Origin of the sequence: Pseudomonas sp. WS 5503, from assembly GCF_012985385.1 — a bacterium.
Classification (GTDB): domain Bacteria; phylum Pseudomonadota; class Gammaproteobacteria; order Pseudomonadales; family Pseudomonadaceae; genus Aquipseudomonas; species Aquipseudomonas paracarnis.
Genome location: NZ_JAAQWI010000011.1, coordinates 49,113 through 67,780 on the forward strand (window position 1 = coordinate 49,113; position 18,668 = coordinate 67,780).

Here is an 18,668-nt window from a genome sequence, read left to right on the forward strand (position 1 = left end):
ACGAAACTCGCTCTGACAACGCACCAGATTCATTCCAATAATAAAAAAGGTCGTGTCATGTCATTGACCCTGGAACATGTCTCCCGCGTTGTCGACGGCCAAACCTGGATCGACGACGCCAACCTGCGGTTCGAAGCCGGTTCTTTCAACGTCCTGCTCGGTCGCACCCTGTCGGGCAAGACCAGCCTGATGCGCCTGATGGCCGGCCTGGACAAGCCCGACAGCGGTCGCATCCTGATGAACGGTGTGGATGTCACGCAAAAGCCTGTACGCCTGCGCAATGTGTCGATGGTCTACCAGCAGTTCATCAACTACCCGACCATGACCGTGTTCGAGAACATCGCCTCGCCGTTGCGTCAGGCCGGTGTGTCCCAGGAGGTGATCCAGAGCAAGGTGCTGGAAACCGCCAAGATGCTGCGCATCGAGAAATTCCTGCAGCGCCACCCTCTGGAATTGTCCGGTGGCCAGCAACAACGCACCGCCATGGCCCGCGCCCTGGTGAAAGATGCCGAACTGATTCTGTTCGATGAGCCGCTGGTCAACCTGGACTACAAACTGCGCGAAGAGCTGCGCCAGGAAATGCGCGAACTGTTCAAGGCGCGCCACACCATCGCGATATATGCCACCACCGAGCCCAACGAAGCCCTGGCCTTGGGTGGCACCACCACCATTCTTCACGAGGGGCGGGTGATCCAGAGCGGCAAGGCCGCCGAGGTCTATCACCAGCCGCAAACCGTCCTCGCCGCAGAGCTGTTCTCCGAGCCGCCGATCAACCTGATGCCGGGGCGTATCAGTGGCAATGAAGTGAGTTTCGCCAACTTTGTGCATTTCCCACTCAATGTTGACCTGCGTCCTATCGGCGAAGGCGAATTCCGCTTTGGCGTGCGCCCCAGCCATATCAGCCTGGTGCCCAGCAACGATGATGACCTGGAGCTGGCGGTGACCGTGGAAGTCGCCGAAATCAGCGGCTCGGAAACCTTCCTGCATGTGCGCAGTGAGCATTTCCTGCTGGTGCTGCACCTGCCGGGGGTGCATGAATACGATGTCGACGCGCCGATCCGCGTGTATATCCCCACCCATAAACTGTTTGTGTTCGATGGTCAGGGCCGCTTGGTCCAGGCCCCCGGACGCCGTGTCGCGAGGGTTGCCTGATGGCCGAGATCCATTTGCGCAACCTGGCCCATAGCTACAGCCCTACGCCTACAGGGCCAGAAGACTACGCCATTCGGGAAATGAACCATGTGTGGGAGCAGGGCGGTGCCTACGCCTTGCTCGGGCCGTCAGGCTGCGGCAAGTCCACGCTGCTCAATATCATTTCCGGCCTGCTCAGCCCGTCCGAAGGCCAGGTGCTGTTTGATACCCAAGTGGTCAACGACTTGACCCCGGAAAAGCGCAACATCGCCCAGGTGTTCCAGTTCCCGGTGGTGTACGACACCATGACGGTGTTCGACAACCTGGCGTTCCCACTGCGCAACCAAGGCATGGCCGAAGCGAGAATTCACAGCAAGGTGCAGGAGATCGCCGAAGTCCTCGACCTGCAAAACCTGCTGAGCAAAAAAGCCCGCAACCTCACCGCCGACGAAAAACAGAAAGTCTCCATGGGCCGTGGCCTGGTGCGCGATGACGTGTCGGCCATTCTGTTCGATGAGCCGCTGACGGTGATCGACCCGCACCTGAAGTGGAAACTGCGGCGCAAGCTCAAGCAGATTCACGAGCAGTTCAATATCACCATGGTCTACGTCACCCACGATCAGCTGGAAGCCTCCACGTTCGCCGACAAGATCGCGGTGATGTACGGCGGGCAGATCGTGCAGTTCGGTACGCCGCGTGAATTGTTCGAGCGGCCCAGCCACACCTTTGTCGGTTACTTCATCGGTAGCCCTGGGATGAATCTGATCGAGGTGCAGGCCAAGGCTGGCGGTGTAGGGTTCGCCAATACCCTGTTGCCGCTGTCCGAAGCGATGCAGCAACGTCTCAACACCACCGACTACAAAAAGCTCCAGGTCGGCATTCGTCCGGAATTTATCCACGTATGGGACGAGTACAACCCTGACGCCCTGCAAGCCGACGTCGTACATGTGGAAGACCTCGGCACCTACAAGATCATGACCCTCAACCTCGATGGCGCCACCCTCAAGGTGCGCCTGGCCGAGGACAAACCGGTGCCGGAAGGCAAGGCCTCCGTCAGCTTCCCCGCGCAATGGCTGATGCTCTACGCCGACGATTATTTGCTGGAGGTGGCGCCATGAACAAGGTGCAGAACAACAAGGCCTGGTGGCTGGTGCTGCCGGTGTTCCTGCTGGTGGCGTTCAGTGCAGTGATCCCGATGATGACCGTGGTCAACTATTCGGTGCAGGACATTTTCGACCAATCCAGCCGCTATTTCGTCGGGGCCGACTGGTACAAGCAGGTGCTGCTCGACCCACGCCTGCACGACTCGCTGCTGCGCCAGTTCATCTACTCGGCCTGCGTGCTGTTGATCGAGATCCCGCTGGGCATCGCCATCGCCCTGACCATGCCCACCAAGGGCCGCTGGTCCTCGCTGGTGCTGATCATCCTTGCAATTCCCTTGCTGATTCCGTGGAACGTGGTCGGCACTATCTGGCAGATTTTTGGCCGTGCCGACATCGGCCTGCTGGGCTCGACCCTCAACGCCCTGGGCATCAGCTACAACTATGCGGCCAACACCATGGACGCCTGGGTCACCGTGCTGGTGATGGACGTGTGGCACTGGACCTCACTGGTGGCGCTGCTGTGCTACTCAGGTTTAAGGGCCATTCCGGACGTGTACTACCAAGCCGCGCGGATTGATCGTGCATCGGCCTGGGCGGTGTTCCGACATATCCAGTTGCCGAAGATGAAAAGCGTGCTGCTGATCGCGGTGATGTTGCGCTTCATGGACAGCTTCATGATCTACACCGAACCCTTCGTGCTCACCGGCGGCGGGCCGGGTAATGCCACCACCTTCCTGAGTCAGACGCTTACCCAGATGGCCGTCGGCCAATTCGACCTGGGCCCGGCGGCGGCGTTTTCCCTGGTGTACTTCCTGATCATCCTGTTGGTGTCCTGGCTGTTCTACACCGCCATGACCCATTCCGACGCCAACCGCTGAGGCCGCCAACATGAGCAAGCGCAAGCTTATTCCATTACTGATCTACATCCTGTTCCTGCTGGTACCGATCTACTGGCTGCTGAACATGTCCTTCAAGAGCAACACCGAAATCCTCGGCGGCCTGACTCTGTTTCCGCAGGATTTCACCCTGGCCAACTACAAGGTGATCTTCACCGACCCGAGCTGGTACACCGGCTACCTCAACTCGCTGTACTACGTGAGCCTGAACACGGTGATCTCCCTGAGCGTGGCGCTGCCGGCGGCCTATGCGTTCTCGCGCTACCGCTTCCTGGGTGACAAGCACCTGTTCTTCTGGCTGCTCACCAACCGTATGGCGCCCCCGGCAGTGTTCCTGCTGCCGTTCTTCCAGCTGTATTCATCCATTGGCCTGTTCGACACGCACATCGCCGTGGCGCTGGCCCATTGCCTCTTCAACGTGCCGTTGGCGGTATGGATCCTTGAAGGCTTCATGTCCGGCGTACCCAAGGAAATCGACGAAACCGCCTACATCGACGGCTATAGTTTTCCCAAGTTCTTCGTGAAGATTTTTATCCCGCTGATCGGCTCCGGTATCGGCGTCACGGCGTTTTTCTGTTTCATGTTTTCCTGGGTAGAACTGCTGCTGGCGCGCACGCTCACCTCGGTCAACGCCAAACCCATCGCAGCGGTAATGACCCGTACGGTGTCGGCTTCCGGCATTGATTGGGGCGTGCTGGCAGCGGCGGGGGTGTTGACCATCCTGCCGGGCATGCTGGTGATCTGGTTTGTTCGCAACCACGTGGCCAAGGGCTTTGCCTTGGGCCGGGTCTAGAGGAGTCGATGATGGAATGGATGGCCTGGACCACCCCCACTGCGCTGTTCTTTGGCGGCATTGCCCTGATTCTGGCGGGCATGACCACTTGGGAATTACGTTCGCCGAGTATCCCGCGGCGCGGTTTGCTGCCGATCAGCACCACCCGTGGCGATCGCTTGTTTATCGGTCTTCTCGGCAGCGCCTACCTGCATTTGCTGGTCATTGGCGTTACCGACTGGAGCATCTGGGTGGCGTCCGCGCTCTCCCTTGTTTGGCTGTTGAGTGTGATGCGTTGGGGCTAGCTGTGCACGGGCTTGTGTGGCGAGGGAGCTTGCTCCCGCTGGAGTGCGCAGCACTCCCAAACCGATAACCGACTCGGATATCTATTTTGGGGCCGCTTCGCAGCCCAGCGGGAGCAAGCTCCCTCGCCACAGCAAGCTCGCTCCTACAAGCCCCGTTTGAAATTAACCTGGAGGTCTCTATGTTGAATAAAAACAATAAGCTGCGACATAGCATTTCATTGGCCGCCGTACTGGCCCTCAGTGGTTTGAGCGCTTCGGCCTGGGCCGATGCGTATGAAGATGCCGCGAAAAAATGGATCGGCAGCGAGTTCAAACCCTCGACCCTTACCGAAGCCCAGCAGCTTGAAGAGTTGAAGTGGTTTATCAAGGCGTCGGAGCCGTTCCGTGGGATGAAGATCAACGTGGTGTCGGAAACCCTCACCACCCACGAGTACGAATCCAAGGTGCTGGCCAAGGCCTTCAGTGAAATCACCGGCATCAAGCTGACCCACGACCTGCTGCAGGAAGGCGACGTGGTGGAGAAGCTGCAAACCCAGATGCAGTCCGACAAGAACATCTATGACGGCTGGGTCAACGATTCCGACTTGATCGGTACGCACTTTCGCTACGGCAAGACCGAATCCATCACCGACCTGATGGCCAACGAAGGCAAGGATTTCACCTCGCCCACCCTGGACCTCAAGGACTTTATCGGCCTGTCTTTCACCACCGCGCCGGACGGCAAGATCTACCAGTTGCCCGACCAGCAGTTCGCCAACCTCTATTGGTTCCGTGCCGACTGGTTCGAGCGGCCGGAGCTGAAGGCCAAGTTCAAGGAGAAATACGGCTACGACCTGGGCGTGCCGGTGAACTGGTCGGCTTATGAAGACATCGCCAAGTTCTTCAGCGAAGACGTCAAGGAAATCGACGGCAAGCGCATTTATGGGCACATGGACTACGGCAAGAAAGACCCGTCCCTGGGCTGGCGTTTCACCGATGCCTGGTTCTCCATGGCCGGCGGTGGCGACAAAGGCTTGCCCAACGGTTTGCCGGTGGACGAGTGGGGCATCCGTGTAGAGGATTGCCACCCGGTGGGCTCCAGTGTCACCCGCGGCGGCGATACCAACGGCCCGGCGGCGGTGTTCGCCACGCAAAAATATGTGGACTGGATGAAAGCCTACGCGCCACCGGAAGCGGCGGGCATGACCTTCTCCGAGTCCGGCCCGGTTCCGTCCCAGGGCAACATCGCCCAGCAGATCTTCTGGTACACCGCGTTTACCGCCGACATGGTCAAGCCGGGCCTGCCGGTGGTGAATGCCGACGGTACGCCGAAATGGCGCATGGCACCGTCGCCGGTCGGGCCGTATTGGGAAAAGGGCATGAAGAAGGGTTATCAGGACGTAGGTTCCTGGACCTTCCTCAAGTCCACCCCCGAGAAGCAGAAACTCGCGGCCTGGCTCTACGCGCAATTCGTGACCTCAAAAACGGTGTCGCTGAAGAAAACCATCGTTGGCCTGACGCCGATTCGTGAGTCCGATATCAGCTCCCAGGCCATGACCGACATGGCGCCCAAACTCGGGGGGCTGGTGGAGTTCTACCGCAGCCCGGCCCGCACCGAGTGGTCCCCGACGGGCACCAACGTGCCGGACTACCCGCGCCTGGCGCAACTGTGGTGGAGCAATATCGCCGCAGCGGCCAGCGGCGAGAAAACCCCGCAACAGGCGCTGGACAACCTGGCCAAGGAGCAGGATGCGATCATGACGCGCCTGGAACGCTCCAAGGTGCAACCGGTGTGCGGCCCGAAAATGAACCCCGAGCGTGACGCGCAATACTGGTTCGACCAGCCGGGTGCACCGAAGCCGAAACTGGCCAACGAGAAGCCCAAGGGCGAAACCGTGAACTACAACGACCTGCTCAAGCAGTGGGAGGCGGCGCGTAAGTAACAGCGCCATCTCAACCCCTGTAGGAGCGAGCTTGCTCGCGAAGAACTCACCGACGCCGCGTTTATTCAGGAAGCACGCGTTATCGTTGACGTTTTTCGCGAGCAAGCTCGCTCCTACAGGCATTTTTTGGTTTTGTGAGCCCTGACAAACGACCGCTTATCCCTCCCAACCCAACCTCATTTGAATTTTCCGCACGCCCCGAGGCTCTGCATTTTAGAAGCGCGTGATGTTGAGCGCTCTTGCGGGGCCACCTTGTGGGAGGCCCGTTGTAACGGACTTTGCGGAAACTGCCATCATGACACTCCTCACAGCGCTGTCAGGCCAGCCGGCCTCTCTCACCGACTCGGCCCAAGGTCGCCATCAACGGGTCTACCAACAGCTGCATGGCGAAACCCAATACGCCACCGAACTGGCGCGTGAATACCTGCACGATCAATTGGCCCTGGTAGAGGCCACCGACTGCGACTTGCCTGAGGCGCCCGAACAGCTGATGGCCTGGGTCGAGCAACGCTGCGCCGAGGTGGCCCAGGCCTATGCCGACTACCTTGAGCAGCGCCAGCAAGGGGGGCCACGACGGTATTTCCAGAACAAGGCCCATGCTTTGTACTTTCTGCAGTGCGTGGCGCCGACCAAACAGGTCGACGGCGCCTGGCTATACGGCTTGCTGCGCTATTGGCAAGACCAGCGCTTCGACGGCCTGCTCACCACTTACCTGGAAGAATTGGGCGACGGTGAAGCTGCGCAGAACCATGTGGTGATCTACCGCAAGTTGCTCAGCGAGCACGATGCCGACAGCGACGCCGGCCTGGAGGATGACCATTACCTGCAAGGCGCGCTGCAACTGGCGCTTGGCGTGTGCGCCGACGAGTTCCTGCCGGAGGTCATTGGCTTCAACCTGGGTTACGAGCAACTGCCGCTGCACCTGTTGATCACCGCCTATGAACTCAGTGAGCTGGGTATCGACCCTTATTACTTCACGCTGCATGTCACCATCGACAACGCCAGCAGCGGCCACGCGAGCAAAGCGGCGCAATCGGTGCTGAACCTGTTGCCGCTAGGCGAAGGCAGGGCGGATTTTTATCGTCGCGTGGCCGCAGGCTACCGCCTGAACGATCTGGGGCCGGGTACTACGTCTGTTATCAAACAGTTCAACCTGCAGGACGAGGTGGTGGCGATGCTCGAACGCAAGCGCGCCTTCGGCCAGCACATGCATTCGGACTATTGCCGCTTCGAAGGGCAGACCGTCAACCAATGGCTGGCCCAGCCTGGGCAGATCGGCGCGTTCCTCAAGGCCCTCGAAGACAAAGGCTGGATCAAACACAACCAGGACCCCGCCAACAGCCGCTTCTGGCAATTGATCGAGGGCGCTGGCGCCGCGATGTTCGGGGTGTTCAGCGGTTATGAAAAACAACTGATCCATGACTGGATTGCGGGTGAATGGGTTACCAGCGAACGCGTGCCGCCCGTGCGGCCGGGACGCGGCAGCCGGTTTTCCCGCGAGCAGCATCGTCCCGCGGATCCTGATACCCAGGCCCTGGCGGAGTCATTGTGCAACTTGCCCGATGTGCAACAGCTCAATGCACTGATCCCGTGGCTGTCGGCACGCCGTCACTGCACGCCTGCCGGGCTGTATGCCACTCGCCGCTTTATCCAACTGCGTGCGCGCCTGCGCTAAGGAATGTGCCTATGTCTGCGCAACAACTGGCTGATCGTGCCTTGTTGAATTTGGGCCGCGGGTTGAAGGAGGGTGGTTATCGCTTTATCACGCCAACGCCCTTGACCCATGAGCGTGTCTATCGGCGGCTGGCGACGCCCCTGGCAATGACGCTGCGCGATGTGTTCGGTTGGTCGATGCCGTTCGATCAAGGCTTGTTGCCCGAGGCCCTGCGTGAAGAATTGCAGCAAGCGGATGTGATCGAAAAGCACGGCGCGTTATGGCGTAGCGCAGTGCGTTGGTCGAGCCTCGACGGGCTGCTGTTCGCCCATTCGCCTTATCCCACCGACCAGGCGGACGCGGTGTTTTTCGGCCCCGACAGCTACCGCTTTGCCCACGTGATCGAAGTCTATCTGCAACAACGTTTCGAGCCGCTCAAGCGCGCTGTGGACATTGGCTGTGGCGCCGGCGTCGGTGCGCTGGTGATTGCTAAAGCCCGGCATGACGCCCAGGTGCTGGCGGTGGATATCAACCCCCGTGCCCTGCGCATGACCGCGGTGAATGCCGAGTTGGCCGCGCTGAATAACGTCAGCGTGTACCACAGTGATGTGCTGGCCAGTGTGGAGGGCGAATTCGACCTGATCGTCGCTAACCCGCCGTACATGAAAGATGACCGCCAGCGCGCCTATCGCCATGGCGGCGGCGCCTTGGGGGAGCAGTTGTCGCTGCGCATCGTCAGTGAGTCCATCGGGCGCCTGGCCCTCGGCGGTAGCCTGTTGCTGTATACCGGGGTGGCGATGGTGGCCGGCAGCGACCCCTTCCTGGAGGCGGTCAAGCCGCTGCTGGGCAGCGACGCCTACGGCTGGACCTACCGCGAACTGGACCCGGATGTTTTCGGTGAAGAACTGGAAAAGCCAGGCTATGAGCAGGTGGAGCGCATCGCCGTGGTCGCACTGACTGTCACCCGATTGCGCTGAATTCCCGATGCTCACCTTTGGCATTGAAGAGGAATACTTCATCACCGACCTGCACAGCCGCCAGATGGTCGGCGAGCCCTCGGCGGCAGTGCTGGCGGCCTGTCGCGAAGCGATTGGCGCGGGCTTCTCGTTTGAGATGTTCCAGGGCCAGATCGAGGCGGCCTCTCCGGTGTTCACCTCCAGCGCCGAAGCGGCGGACTACTTCCGGGCAGTGCGCGGCAACCTGGCGCAATCCCTGGCTGAGTTCGGCCTCGGTGTGGTGTGCGCCGGCAGCCACCCGCTGGCCGATTGGCGTGAGCAGCGGCCAACCGATCAGGCGCATTTCCGGCACCTGTTCGACGATATTCAATATGTAGCGCGGCGCAGTGTGTTGTGCGGGCTGCATGTGCATGTGCAGGTGCCGCAAACGCTGGACCGTATCGCGGTGATGAACCAGGTGTCGCCGTGGTTGCCGTTGTTGCTGCTGCTCAGTTGCTCGTCCCCCTTCTGGGACGGCGCGCCCAGCGGCTTCATGAGCTACCGCCAGGCCGCGTGCGACGAGTGGCCCCGCATGGGCGTGCCGGAACACTTCAGCGATTGGGCCGAGTACCAGCGCTACCTGGCCATGTTACAGCGCATCGGCGCGATCAAGGCCGATGGCAATGGCTGGTGGGGAATCCGCCCAGCGGCGCGTTACCCCACCCTGGAACTGCGCATGACCGACGCCTGCCCACGGCTGGCGGACGCCTTGGCCCTCGCCACGCTGTTTCGGGTGATGGTTACCCATGCCTGCGCGATGCAGCGCCCTGGCGCCAGGTTCAGTGCCGAGGCGCGCTGGCTGCTCAAGGAAAATCGCTGGCAGGCCAAGCGTTATGGGGCCGCTGGCACCTTCGCGTTGGACGACACCGGCACCCAGGGCAGCGCTGAGCAATGGTTGCAAAGCGCCCGGCAGACCTTTGCTGCCACCGCAGAGGCCATGGGCGAGCCGCTGCTGTTCGATACCCTGCAGGCGCTGCTGCGACGCGGCAACAGCGCGGCCGAGCAGTTGCGCCTGCAGGCCCAGGCCCAGGCGAGCGGCGCCGATGCGCTTGCCAGCTTGCGCCAGGTAGTCGACCTGCTGTTGGCCCAGACTCGCGGCGACCATTGATCGGGTCTTGATCGAGGTTGATGGAACACTGATGGTCTTGCTCCGCCCTTAATCAGTAACCCCTCAACGGCAGGAGCGCAGAGCATGCGAGCGATGACTTACCAGGGCGCACACAAGGTGCAGGTGGATACCGTGCCCGATCCGATCATTGAACAACCCGACGACATCATTCTGCGGGTCACCGCCACCGCGATCTGTGGCTCGGACCTGCACCTGTACCGGGGCAAGATCCCGACCGTGGAGCACGGCGATATCTTCGGCCATGAGTTCATGGGCATCGTCGAAGAAACCGGCCCGGCCGTCACCGCCGTGCAACGCGGCGACCGTGTGGTGATTCCGTTCGTGATTGCCTGTGGCGATTGCTTTTTCTGCCAGCTCCAGCAATTCGCCGCCTGCGAAACCACCAACGATGGGCGCGGCGCGATCCTGAATAAAAAATCCATCCCACCGGGTGCCGCGCTGTTTGGCTACAGCCGCCTGTATGGCGGTATTCCCGGCGGTCAGGCGGAGTGGGTGCGGGTGCCCAAGGCCAATACCGGGCCGTTCAAGGTGCCCGGCACCCTGGCGGATGAGAAGGTGCTGTTCCTCTCCGATATCCTGCCCACCGCTTGGCAGGCAGTGACCAACGCTGGCATCGACAAAGGCTCCAGCGTGGCCATCTATGGTGCCGGGCCCGTGGGCCTGCTCAGTGCGGCCTGCGCGCAGATGCTGGGTGCCGAGCAGATCTTCATGGTCGACGACCATCCGTATCGTTTGGCCTATGCGCAGAAAATGTACGGCGTGATCCCGATCAACTTCGAAGAAGACGAAGACCCGGCGGACACCATCATCCGCCAGACCGCCGGCATGCGCGGCGTCGATGGTGTGGTGGACGCGGTGGGTTTCGAGGCCAAGGGCAGCACCACGGAAACCCTGCTCACCGCGCTCAAGATCGAGGGCAGCAGCGGCAAGGCGCTGCGCCAGTGCATCGCCGCCGTACGTCGCGGTGGTGTGGTCAGCGTGGCCGGGGTGTATGCCGGGTTTATCCATGGCTTCATGTTTGGCGATGCTTTCGACAAGGGCCTGACCTTCAAGATGGGCCAGACCCATGTGCAGCGGTTTTTACCGGAGTTGTTGGAGCACATCGAGCTGGGGCATCTGCACCCGGAAGCGATCATCACTCACAGGCTGCCCCTGGAGCAGGCGGCGCGGGGGTATGAGCTGTTTGATAAAGCCGAGGAGGAATGCCGCAAGGTGATCCTGCTGCCGGGTGGGAGCGACCGGCCGCTGACCGAGCCGCTGGACGAACTGACCCCTGAGTTGCGCGTGCAAAGCGTTCCCGGTTTCTAGGCCAATAACCGGAAAAATGTGGGAGCTGGTTTGCCTGCTATAGCGGTGGTTCAGTTGAATATTCAGTGACTGACACGCCGCCTTCGCGGGCAAGCCCGCTCCCACAGGGGATCTGTGCCGGACGCTGATTTTGTGGGCGATGCATGACCAATGTGGGAGCTGGCTTGCCCGCGAAGGCGGCGTGACAGTCACTGCGCCTGCTACTGCACTACCGCTATAGCAGGCAAGCTCGCTCCCACATGGATCTTCTTTGCTTCGACAGTGGTGTTTCCCACATTAACCGGTGTCAGGCTGCGGCTTGCGGCTGGATGCGCAATTCACCTTCGACATCTTTGACCAACCCGCTGGCGACAAACAGTGGCGCCAGGCGTTTGTGCAACTGTGGCTCGACAAACTCTTTGATTGTATCCAGCGCCAACGTACCACTGAGCGGCAGCTCGGCCTTGGTGTACGACAACCATGCCTTCTTCAACGCCATCAACACATCACTGCCCGCCGTCGAAGCGAAGCGACGGTGCACCGGCTTACCCTCGAAGGTGAAGGTGTGTTGGAACTCATAGCCGCTTTCATCGCCGCCGTTGGCCGTGCAGCGCACGCAGGTGCAAGGGCCGTCGCCGAAGGCGCTGCGCAGGTAGGCGTTGAAGTCCACCACGGGCTTGAGTGACAGGCGCTTATCAACCTCGAACAGGTCCCCGGTCATTTTTTCGTCAGTGTTCAACGTCCATTTCCTCGCAGTCGGTTGCTGTGTTTCAAAGCGCGGCACAATACCAGCCGAGCGTGGGTTTGGGGATTATTTGCGTCGTGGGAGGGTCAGCGGAAGAACTCACCGGGGGTGGAATCGAACTGCTGACGAAATGCATTGATAAAGGCTGAGGTCGATTCATAGCCACACCCCAATGCCACATCCGTCACCCGCTCGCCTTGTTCCAGGGCGGGCAGGGCGCTCAACAGGCGCAGGCGCTGGCGCCACGCGCGGAATGTCAGCCCGGTGTCACTCAGGAACACCCGACTGAGGGTCTTTTCACTCACCTCCAGCTTGCGGCTCCACTCGCCCAACGTCGTCTGCTGCTCGGGATGCAGGTTGAGGCTGCGGTAGATCTGTCGCAGCCGTGGGTCGTGAGGCAGTGGCAACATCAAGTCCACCTGGGGCGCGGCGGCGAGCTGATCGAGCAGTACCTGAGCCAGGCGCCCGTCCGGCCCGTCCTCGGTATATTCCACCGGCAATTGGCTGAAGTTGCGGATCAGCTCGCGTAGCAAACTGCTCACCTCCAGCACTTGGCAACGCTCGGCGGCCCAGGCGGTGACGCTGCAATCTAGGTACAAGCTGCGCATTTCCGTATGGGGCGAACTGAACACCCGATGGGGCATGCCGGCCGGAATCCATACGGCGCGCTGCGGTGGCGCGACGAAACGACCGACGCTGGTCTGGATCTCCAGCACCCCGGAAATCGCGTAGGACAGCTGCACCCACGGGTGGCTGTGGCGTCGCGTCAGCGCACGGTTGGGCAAGGATTCAGTACGCCCGTACACCGGCCTCGGCAGGCTGGAAAGCCCTGGGACACTGCGGCGAACGGCTTTTTCATGTCCTTTAGGCGGCATTTACTGGCTCATTGGCGTTAGTCGGTAACAGGTGGTTACGTTAGAGTCGTCGCGACGCTCTTGGCAACCCCTGGAAGAATTGCTTATGACCCGGCCCCGGTTTCTCCCCGACAACTTCACCCTCACCCTGATCGCCACGGTGATCCTCGCTTCACTGCTGCCCGCCAGCGGCCAGACCGCCGTGGCGTTCGGCTGGGTCACCAACCTGGCCATCGCGCTGCTGTTTTTCCTGCACGGCGCCAAGCTGTCGCGCAAGGCTATCGTCGCCGGTGCCGGCCACTGGCGTTTGCATTTGCTGGTGTTCAGCCTGACCTTCGTACTGTTTCCGTTGCTGGGCCTGGCGCTCAAGCCAGTGCTGTCGCCGTTGATCGGCAACGAGCTGTACATGGGCATGCTCTACCTCTGCGCCTTGCCGGCCACCGTGCAATCGGCGATTGCCTTTACCTCCCTGGCCCGCGGCAACATCCCGGCGGCCATCTGCAGCGCGGCGGCGTCCAGCCTGTTCGGCATCTTCCTGACGCCGCTGCTGGTAGCGCTGCTGCTCAACGTGCATGGGGATGGCGGCTCCACAGTCGATGCGATTGTCAAAATCAGCGTGCAGTTGTTGCTGCCGTTCATTGCCGGGCAAGTCGCCAGCCGCTGGATTGGGGGCTGGGTCGGGCGTAACAAAGCCTGGCTGAAATTCGTCGATCAGGGCTCGATTCTGTTGGTGGTCTACGGGGCTTTCAGCGAGGCGGTCAACGAAGGCATCTGGCACCAGATCCCGCTGTGGGAATTGGGCGGGTTGGTGGTGGCCTGCTGCGTGTTGCTGGCCCTGGTGTTGGTGGCGTCGACGCTGCTGGGCAAGGCGTTTGGTTTTAACCAGGAAGACCGCATCACCATCCTGTTCTGCGGCTCGAAGAAAAGCCTGGCGACCGGCGTGCCGATGGCGCAGGTGCTGTTTGCCGGGGCGAGCATGGGGGTGTTGATTTTGCCGTTGATGCTGTTTCACCAGATCCAGTTGATGGTTTGTGCGGCGTTGGCCCAACGCTATGCCCAGCGGCCGGAGAGCATTCCTGAATTGATGGGGCAGGTGGATCCGTGATGCACCTCTCATTCGCGGGTAAATAAGCTCAAGTTAACCGGCGTGCCGACGACTTACTTCTTAACTAACCCAAGAAGGAGTGTCGGCATGAACGTTCGTCGTGTTGCGGTAATGACTGGCCTCCTGGGCCTGTGGGCAAGTACCTGCGGAGCCGCCCAGACCGTGGGGCAGGGCACCATCAGGTTCAGCGGCGCGATTGTCGAGTCAGGGTGTGCGACAAATGCGCGCAGCGGCTCGGTAATGGAACTGCGCGGTTGCGCCCAATCCAGTCGTGGCAGCCGAATCGAGGTGCGCAGTGTCGCGCCGGTGGTCAGCGTCGACGCACCCCATGTGCGGCTGGTAGCGGACACCGGCGAGGGGCGCTATTACGATCAGCGTTACGTGCTGGTAGACCGCGCCGGCAAGCTGATTCAGTCGGGCAATTACGTGATTACCATGACCTCGCCATAAACCCTGGGGCGACGATCCGCAGCAACAGCGGTGCGAGAAACCTATAGAATGCTCGGCGGCGGCGCTTGTCCTGGGTGGCCGCTTGATCATCGTCAGAGTACCGCGCCCGTCAATGAGCCTTTCAGCCGCAACCCCCCAAGCCAACTGGCAACCGGTCATCGCCCTGGCGCTGGCCGCGTTTGTGTTCAATACCACCGAATTCGTGCCTGTGGGGCTGCTCAGCGCCATTGGTGCCAGCTTTGACATGCCCGTGGCCAGCGTCGGCCTGATGCTCACCATTTACGCGTGGATCGTGTCGCTGACCTCGCTGCCGGTGATGCTGCTGACCCGCAACGTCGAACGGCGCAAATTGCTGATCGTGCTGTTCGGTCTGTTTATCGCCAGCCATATCCTCTCCAGCGTGGCCACCAGCTTCGGCTTGCTGATGGTCAGTCGGGTCGGCATTGCCCTGGCCCATGCGTTGTTCTGGTCGATCACGGCTTCACTGGCCGTACGCCTGGCGCCAGAGGGCAAGCAGGTGCAGGCTCTTGGCTTGCTGGCTACCGGCACGTCCCTGGCGATGGTGTTGGGCATTCCCTTGGGCCGTCTGTTGGGCGAGGCCATGGGCTGGCGTACCACCTTTCTGGTGATCGCCGCGTTCGCTGCCGCCCTGGTGTTCTGGCTTGGGCGCACCTTGCCGCTGCTGCCCAGCCAGAACTCCGGCTCCCTGCGCAGCCTGCCGTTGCTGTTCAAGCGCCCGGCGCTGGTGGCGCTCTATGTGCTGACCGCAATGACCGTCACTGCGCAATTCACCGCCTACAGCTACATCGAACCCTTCGTCGAAGGCGTCGCCGGCCTGGGCGGCAGTGCCGTGACCCTGATCCTGCTGGTGTTCGGTGGTGCTGGCATCATCGGCTCGTTGTTGTTCAGCCTGGTGCATCGCTTCAACCCCCACCTGTTCGTGATCGGCGCAGTGTCTATCCTCGCCGCGTGCCTGGCGCTGATGCTGCCGTTGAGCGGCGCCGAGTCTTACCTGGTGGGGCTGAGCATTTTCTGGGGCATGGCGATCATGGGGTTTGGCCTGGCCATGCAGTCCAAGGTGCTGGTGCTTGCACCGGACGCCACCGATGTGGCCATGGCGATGTTTTCCGGGATCTACAACATCGGCATCGGCGGTGGTGCTTTGATGGGCAGTTGGGTCGGCAGCCACTTCGGCTTCGCCTGGATCGGCGCGGCGGGCGGTTTGCTGGCTGGGCTGGCGTTGGTGGGGTATTGCCTGGCGATTCGGCGGTTTGGGCAGGGTGGTGCCCCGATGCCAAGCTGATCGCCCCGTATCCACCGGATAACTGCAGACTAAGTGTGGGAGCTGGCTTGCCTGCGATGGCGGTGTGTCAGCCACTGCATCTGTTGCTGCACGACCGCTTTCGCAGGCAAGCCAGCTCCCACATTTGATCTTCACTGCCTTGAGCAATGCGTTCGCTTGACTGACTGTCCTACGCCACCGGAATCAACGGATCCGCCGCCGCCAACGCCACCTTTCTATCCGCTGCCGGTGGGTAGATCCACACGCTATTGATCTGCTGTTTGAGTTCCTTGGCTTCCTGGCCCACCAGCTTGAGCTGACGGTCCCAGCCTTCGGTGTACACCGCGCCCCAAGCGCCGAGGTCGAGGCAGGTGACGTATTTGGGTTGGCTGTAGGCCATGGGGGCCTCGCCGATCAGATCGGCGGCGACGTTGTTGCCGGCGTAGCGGCCCAGCGCGATGGCGTGCTGGCAGGACATGGCAGCGAAGTTGCCCAGCGCGTCAGTGGCGGCGTAGGCCACGTCGCCAGCGGCGAAGATGGCAGCCTGGCCCTTGACCTTGAGGTGGGCGTCCACGTGCAGGCGGCCCTGGGGATCGCGGGTGCCCTCAATCTGTTCGGTCAGGGGGTTGGCGCGAAAGCCGATGGTCCAGATCACGGTGCTCGATTCAATCCGCTGCCCATCAGCCAGGGTCACGCCACCGGCATCCACCGAGGCGACCGAGGTGTTCAGTACCCATTCAAGCCCCAGTGCCTGGCTGGCTTCGATGATCGAGGGGCGTATGCCATCGCCCATCGACGCGGCAATCTGCGGCCCGCGGTCGACCACGATCACACGGATGTTGGCCGTCTCACCCAGTGCCGCACGCAGGCGCGCCGGCATTTCGGTGGCGGTCTCGATACCGGTAAAGCCGCCGCCGGCCACCACAACGGTATTGCGGGCCGGGCTGTCGGGCAGGTTTTTCAGGGCGTTGATATGGGCTTCAAGGTGCGCCGCGTCTTCGATCTGATCCACATCGAACACATGCTCGATGCCGTCCATGCCGGGGCGGTTCAGGCGGCTGCCGGCGGCCACTACCAGGCGATCGTAGGCGAGGGTGGCCGGGATGCCGGCCGCGTTGCGGTAGGTCACTTGCTTATTAGTGGCGTCGATGCTGTCGGCGGCGCCTTGCACAAAGGTCACGCCTACGGCGTCGAATAGCGCATCAAGCGGGGCCAGCATGGTATGCACATCGGGCTCGTAGAACCGCGGGCGGATACGCAGCTCCGCTTGGGGGGCGAGCAGGCTGATGTGCACATCGTTGCGGTCGTGTTTATCCAGTAGCCGAGCCGCGCTCAAGGCGCTCCACACGCCACCGAACCCGGCGCCAATGATCAGAATGTGTTGTTTCATGGGGTTGCTCCAGAGACCAGATAAGCCGCAAGGCATTGCCGGATCACTGTAAAAGCAGCAGGGTCTGTCCGAAAGGACATATAACCCTGGATGACTGCCACCTCTGCTGGCCTAGCGGGAAAAGCGCTCGCGGTAGTCGCGGGGTGAGATGGCCAGGTGGCGGTGGAAGGTGCAGCGCATGCGTTCCTCATCGCCAAACCCGCAAAGCCCGGCGATCTGGTCGATGCTGCGCTGGGAGTCTTCGAGCATGCGGCGCGCCGCTTCCATGCGAAACAGTTCGATGGCCTTGGCCGGGGTGCGACCGGTTTTTTGCTTATAGACCCGGGCAAAGTTGCGTGGGCTCATATGGCTCTGCGCGGCCAGGCGCTCGACACTGAGGTCGCTGTCGCGCAGGTTGTCGCTGATCCACGCATGCAGCGCATCAAAGCTGGCGCTGTCGGCGGTTTGCGCTTGCAGCACCTGGCTGAACTGCGCCTGGCCACCGGGGCGCTTGAGGAACACCACCAATTCGCGTGCCACTTGCAGCGCCACTTCGCGCCCGCAGTCAGCCTCCACCAGCGCGAGCGCCAGGTCGATCCCGGCGCTGACGCCCGCCGAGGTCCACACCTGGCCTTGCTGCACGAAGATCGCGTCCACGTCCACCTCGATGCTCGGGAAGCGTTGCTTGAGCAGCTCGCACATGGCCCAATGCGTTGCCGCGCGGCGCCCCTCCAGCAAGCCCGCCAGCGCCAGCAAAAACGTGCCGCTGCACACCGAGGCGGTCCGTCGCGCCTGGCCGGAGGCGTTGCGCAACCAGTCCACCAGCGCGGTATTTTCCAGCATGGCTTGCTCAATGGCCGGCGCGCCGGGTACCACCAGGGTGTCGATGGCAGCGGGGTCAAACTGTGCCAAGGCGACGGTGTCGACGCTCAAGCCCTCGGCGGTCGGCATCAACCCGCCCGCCAGGCTGGCGTTGTGCAACACATAACCTTGCAAACCGCGCTCGGCCATGGCCTTGGTCGCGGCCCAGAACACCGTCTGGGCGCCAGTCAGGTCGAGCAAGCCCATGTGCGGGTAGGTCAGGAACACCAACGTGCGTGGTTGGGCCAAAGCAGAGAGTGCAGTCATGCGCAGGCCAGCAGCTTTTCCAGTTTTTCCTGATCCCGCGCAAACTGTCGGATCCCTTCGGCACGCAATCGCTCGGCGTATTCCGGGATGGCGCAGGCCTTGAGCAGCAGCGACGGGTTGGTGGTGGCGCCCACGGGCCGCAGGCGGCTGATGGCTTCCAGATTGCCGGTGTCGCAGACCACAATGGTGAATGGCTTGAGTTGTTCAAGTTTGGACGTCATCGCCGCGTTCTCCGGAAAAGGGCACGGCGCTGTTTTACCATGTCCCGCGCACCTTGTTTACCCTGAGGCTGTCAGCTCCGGGCCGCCTTGGCATCCACAGAGAGGGGTAACCGCCAGAGTCCGGTGGAACCCTTCAGCCGGACACTTGTCCCCGCTTCCCATGTCACCCCCCAGCCCACAGATACCTTAATTTTCCAAGCCTGCCGGAAGCCACTCCAGGCCCTCGGCTGCGCCCGCTATTTTTTCCTGGGCGCCCGGCACTGCCGATCCAAGCGGCAAAACTGAATACGGACATTCTCGTCAACCGTGAATTATCAGGC

17 protein-coding genes and 1 pseudogene are annotated in these 18,668 nt (G+C 61.7%); 13 read left to right on the forward strand and 5 right to left on the reverse strand.

The annotated features are described in order from the left end of the window. The first annotated feature begins 57 nt into the window (after positions 1-57). The 10 genes from HBO10_RS25275 (at position 58) to HBO10_RS25320 (ending at position 11,215) form a co-directional block, all read left to right on the forward strand. Entirely contained in the window at positions 58-1,152 is a 1,095-nt protein-coding gene (locus HBO10_RS25275; RefSeq protein ID WP_014718865.1) for an ABC transporter ATP-binding protein, read from the forward strand. After that, complete coding sequence (locus tag HBO10_RS25280; protein WP_034127757.1) at positions 1,152-2,249, forward strand: ABC transporter ATP-binding protein; 1,098 nt, start codon at positions 1,152-1,154, stop codon at positions 2,247-2,249. The genes HBO10_RS25275 and HBO10_RS25280 overlap by 1 nt, the downstream gene beginning before the upstream one ends. Continuing rightward, on the forward strand, positions 2,246-3,112 hold the full coding sequence (locus HBO10_RS25285; RefSeq protein ID WP_003192014.1) for a sugar ABC transporter permease: 867 nt from the start codon (positions 2,246-2,248) through the stop codon (positions 3,110-3,112). Before HBO10_RS25280 ends, HBO10_RS25285 begins: the two co-directional genes overlap by 4 nt. Before the next feature lie 10 nt (positions 3,113-3,122). Further along, entirely contained in the window at positions 3,123-3,923 is an 801-nt protein-coding gene (locus HBO10_RS25290; RefSeq protein ID WP_003232361.1) for a carbohydrate ABC transporter permease, read from the forward strand. Between the two features lie 11 nt (positions 3,924-3,934). Continuing rightward, positions 3,935-4,207, forward strand: a complete 273-nt coding sequence (locus HBO10_RS25295) for a DUF2160 domain-containing protein (protein ID WP_014718862.1) — start codon at positions 3,935-3,937, stop codon at positions 4,205-4,207. A 179-nt stretch (positions 4,208-4,386) separates the two neighbouring features. After that, a complete protein-coding gene (locus tag HBO10_RS25300) occupies positions 4,387-6,129 on the forward strand; it encodes an ABC transporter substrate-binding protein (protein ID WP_034127756.1) in 1,743 nt (580 codons plus the stop codon). 295 nt (positions 6,130-6,424) lie between these two features. After that, entirely contained in the window at positions 6,425-7,804 is a 1,380-nt protein-coding gene (locus HBO10_RS25305) for an iron-containing redox enzyme family protein (RefSeq protein ID WP_034127755.1), read from the forward strand. An 11-nt stretch (positions 7,805-7,815) separates the two neighbouring features. After that, positions 7,816-8,760: a class I SAM-dependent methyltransferase gene (locus HBO10_RS25310; protein ID WP_034127754.1), complete on the forward strand. Its 945-nt coding sequence runs from the start codon at positions 7,816-7,818 to the stop codon at positions 8,758-8,760. A gap of 7 nt (positions 8,761-8,767) precedes the next feature. Beyond that, positions 8,768-9,886 carry a carboxylate-amine ligase gene (locus HBO10_RS25315; protein WP_169922151.1) on the forward strand — a complete coding sequence of 373 codons (1,119 nt, stop codon included), beginning with the start codon at positions 8,768-8,770 and terminating at the stop codon, positions 9,884-9,886. 84 nt (positions 9,887-9,970) lie between these two features. After that, a complete protein-coding gene (locus tag HBO10_RS25320) occupies positions 9,971-11,215 on the forward strand; it encodes a zinc-dependent alcohol dehydrogenase (protein WP_034127752.1) in 1,245 nt (414 codons plus the stop codon). A gap of 286 nt (positions 11,216-11,501) precedes the next feature. Here HBO10_RS25320 and HBO10_RS25325 read toward each other — a convergent pair whose 3' ends face one another. Both HBO10_RS25325 and HBO10_RS25330 read right to left on the reverse strand, forming a co-directional pair. Next, positions 11,502-11,933, reverse strand: a complete 432-nt coding sequence (locus tag HBO10_RS25325; protein ID WP_034127751.1) for a hypothetical protein — start codon at positions 11,931-11,933, stop codon at positions 11,502-11,504. A gap of 92 nt (positions 11,934-12,025) precedes the next feature. Beyond that, the gene (locus HBO10_RS25330) at positions 12,026-12,814 is read right to left on the reverse strand and encodes a helix-turn-helix transcriptional regulator (RefSeq protein ID WP_014718855.1); all 789 of its coding nucleotides are present in this window, start codon (positions 12,812-12,814) and stop codon (positions 12,026-12,028) included. 85 nt (positions 12,815-12,899) lie between these two features. On the opposite strand from HBO10_RS25330, the gene HBO10_RS25335 reads away from it, so the two are divergent. From HBO10_RS25335 to HBO10_RS25345, 3 genes are all read left to right on the forward strand, one after another. Then, the gene (locus HBO10_RS25335; protein WP_034127750.1) at positions 12,900-13,898 is read left to right on the forward strand and encodes a bile acid:sodium symporter family protein; all 999 of its coding nucleotides are present in this window, start codon (positions 12,900-12,902) and stop codon (positions 13,896-13,898) included. Positions 13,899-13,985: 87 nt separating this feature from the next. Continuing rightward, complete coding sequence (locus HBO10_RS25340; RefSeq protein WP_034127749.1) at positions 13,986-14,348, forward strand: type 1 fimbrial protein; 363 nt, start codon at positions 13,986-13,988, stop codon at positions 14,346-14,348. A gap of 112 nt (positions 14,349-14,460) precedes the next feature. Further along, a complete protein-coding gene (locus tag HBO10_RS25345) occupies positions 14,461-15,651 on the forward strand; it encodes a sugar transporter (RefSeq protein WP_020303072.1) in 1,191 nt (396 codons plus the stop codon). 169 nt (positions 15,652-15,820) lie between these two features. Here the strand turns inward: HBO10_RS25345 and HBO10_RS25350 are convergent, their stop codons facing one another. From HBO10_RS25350 to HBO10_RS25360, 3 genes and pseudogenes are all read right to left on the reverse strand, one after another. Beyond that, complete coding sequence (locus tag HBO10_RS25350) at positions 15,821-17,020, reverse strand: NAD(P)/FAD-dependent oxidoreductase (RefSeq protein WP_034127748.1); 1,200 nt, start codon at positions 17,018-17,020, stop codon at positions 15,821-15,823. A 111-nt stretch (positions 17,021-17,131) separates the two neighbouring features. After that, complete coding sequence (locus tag HBO10_RS25355) at positions 17,132-18,127, reverse strand: helix-turn-helix domain-containing protein (protein ID WP_034127747.1); 996 nt, start codon at positions 18,125-18,127, stop codon at positions 17,132-17,134. A 62-nt stretch (positions 18,128-18,189) separates the two neighbouring features. Further along, positions 18,190-18,348, reverse strand: a pseudogene (locus HBO10_RS25360) (transaldolase family protein); the annotation flags it as partial. Positions 18,349-18,668 lie beyond the last annotated feature (320 nt).

Bases quoted from the DNA above. Each gene is read 5' to 3' on its own strand.
- HBO10_RS25275 (WP_014718865.1), top strand. From the start codon at position 58: ATGTCATTGACCCTGGAACATGTCTCCCGCGTTGTCGACGGCCAAACC.
- HBO10_RS25280 (WP_034127757.1), top strand. From the start codon at position 1,152: ATGGCCGAGATCCATTTGCGCAACCTGGCCCATAGCTACAGCCCTACG.
- HBO10_RS25285 (WP_003192014.1), top strand. From the start codon at position 2,246: ATGAACAAGGTGCAGAACAACAAGGCCTGGTGGCTGGTGCTGCCGGTG.
- HBO10_RS25290 (WP_003232361.1), top strand. From the start codon at position 3,123: ATGAGCAAGCGCAAGCTTATTCCATTACTGATCTACATCCTGTTCCTG.
- HBO10_RS25295 (WP_014718862.1), top strand. From the start codon at position 3,935: ATGGAATGGATGGCCTGGACCACCCCCACTGCGCTGTTCTTTGGCGGC.
- HBO10_RS25300 (WP_034127756.1), top strand. From the start codon at position 4,387: ATGTTGAATAAAAACAATAAGCTGCGACATAGCATTTCATTGGCCGCC.
- HBO10_RS25305 (WP_034127755.1), top strand. From the start codon at position 6,425: ATGACACTCCTCACAGCGCTGTCAGGCCAGCCGGCCTCTCTCACCGAC.
- HBO10_RS25310 (WP_034127754.1), top strand. From the start codon at position 7,816: ATGTCTGCGCAACAACTGGCTGATCGTGCCTTGTTGAATTTGGGCCGC.
- HBO10_RS25315 (WP_169922151.1), top strand. From the start codon at position 8,768: ATGCTCACCTTTGGCATTGAAGAGGAATACTTCATCACCGACCTGCAC.
- HBO10_RS25320 (WP_034127752.1), top strand. From the start codon at position 9,971: ATGCGAGCGATGACTTACCAGGGCGCACACAAGGTGCAGGTGGATACC.
- HBO10_RS25330 (WP_014718855.1), bottom strand. From the start codon at position 12,814: ATGCCGCCTAAAGGACATGAAAAAGCCGTTCGCCGCAGTGTCCCAGGG.
- HBO10_RS25335 (WP_034127750.1), top strand. From the start codon at position 12,900: ATGACCCGGCCCCGGTTTCTCCCCGACAACTTCACCCTCACCCTGATC.
- HBO10_RS25340 (WP_034127749.1), top strand. From the start codon at position 13,986: ATGAACGTTCGTCGTGTTGCGGTAATGACTGGCCTCCTGGGCCTGTGG.
- HBO10_RS25345 (WP_020303072.1), top strand. From the start codon at position 14,461: ATGAGCCTTTCAGCCGCAACCCCCCAAGCCAACTGGCAACCGGTCATC.
- HBO10_RS25350 (WP_034127748.1), bottom strand. From the start codon at position 17,020: ATGAAACAACACATTCTGATCATTGGCGCCGGGTTCGGTGGCGTGTGG.
- HBO10_RS25355 (WP_034127747.1), bottom strand. From the start codon at position 18,127: ATGACTGCACTCTCTGCTTTGGCCCAACCACGCACGTTGGTGTTCCTG.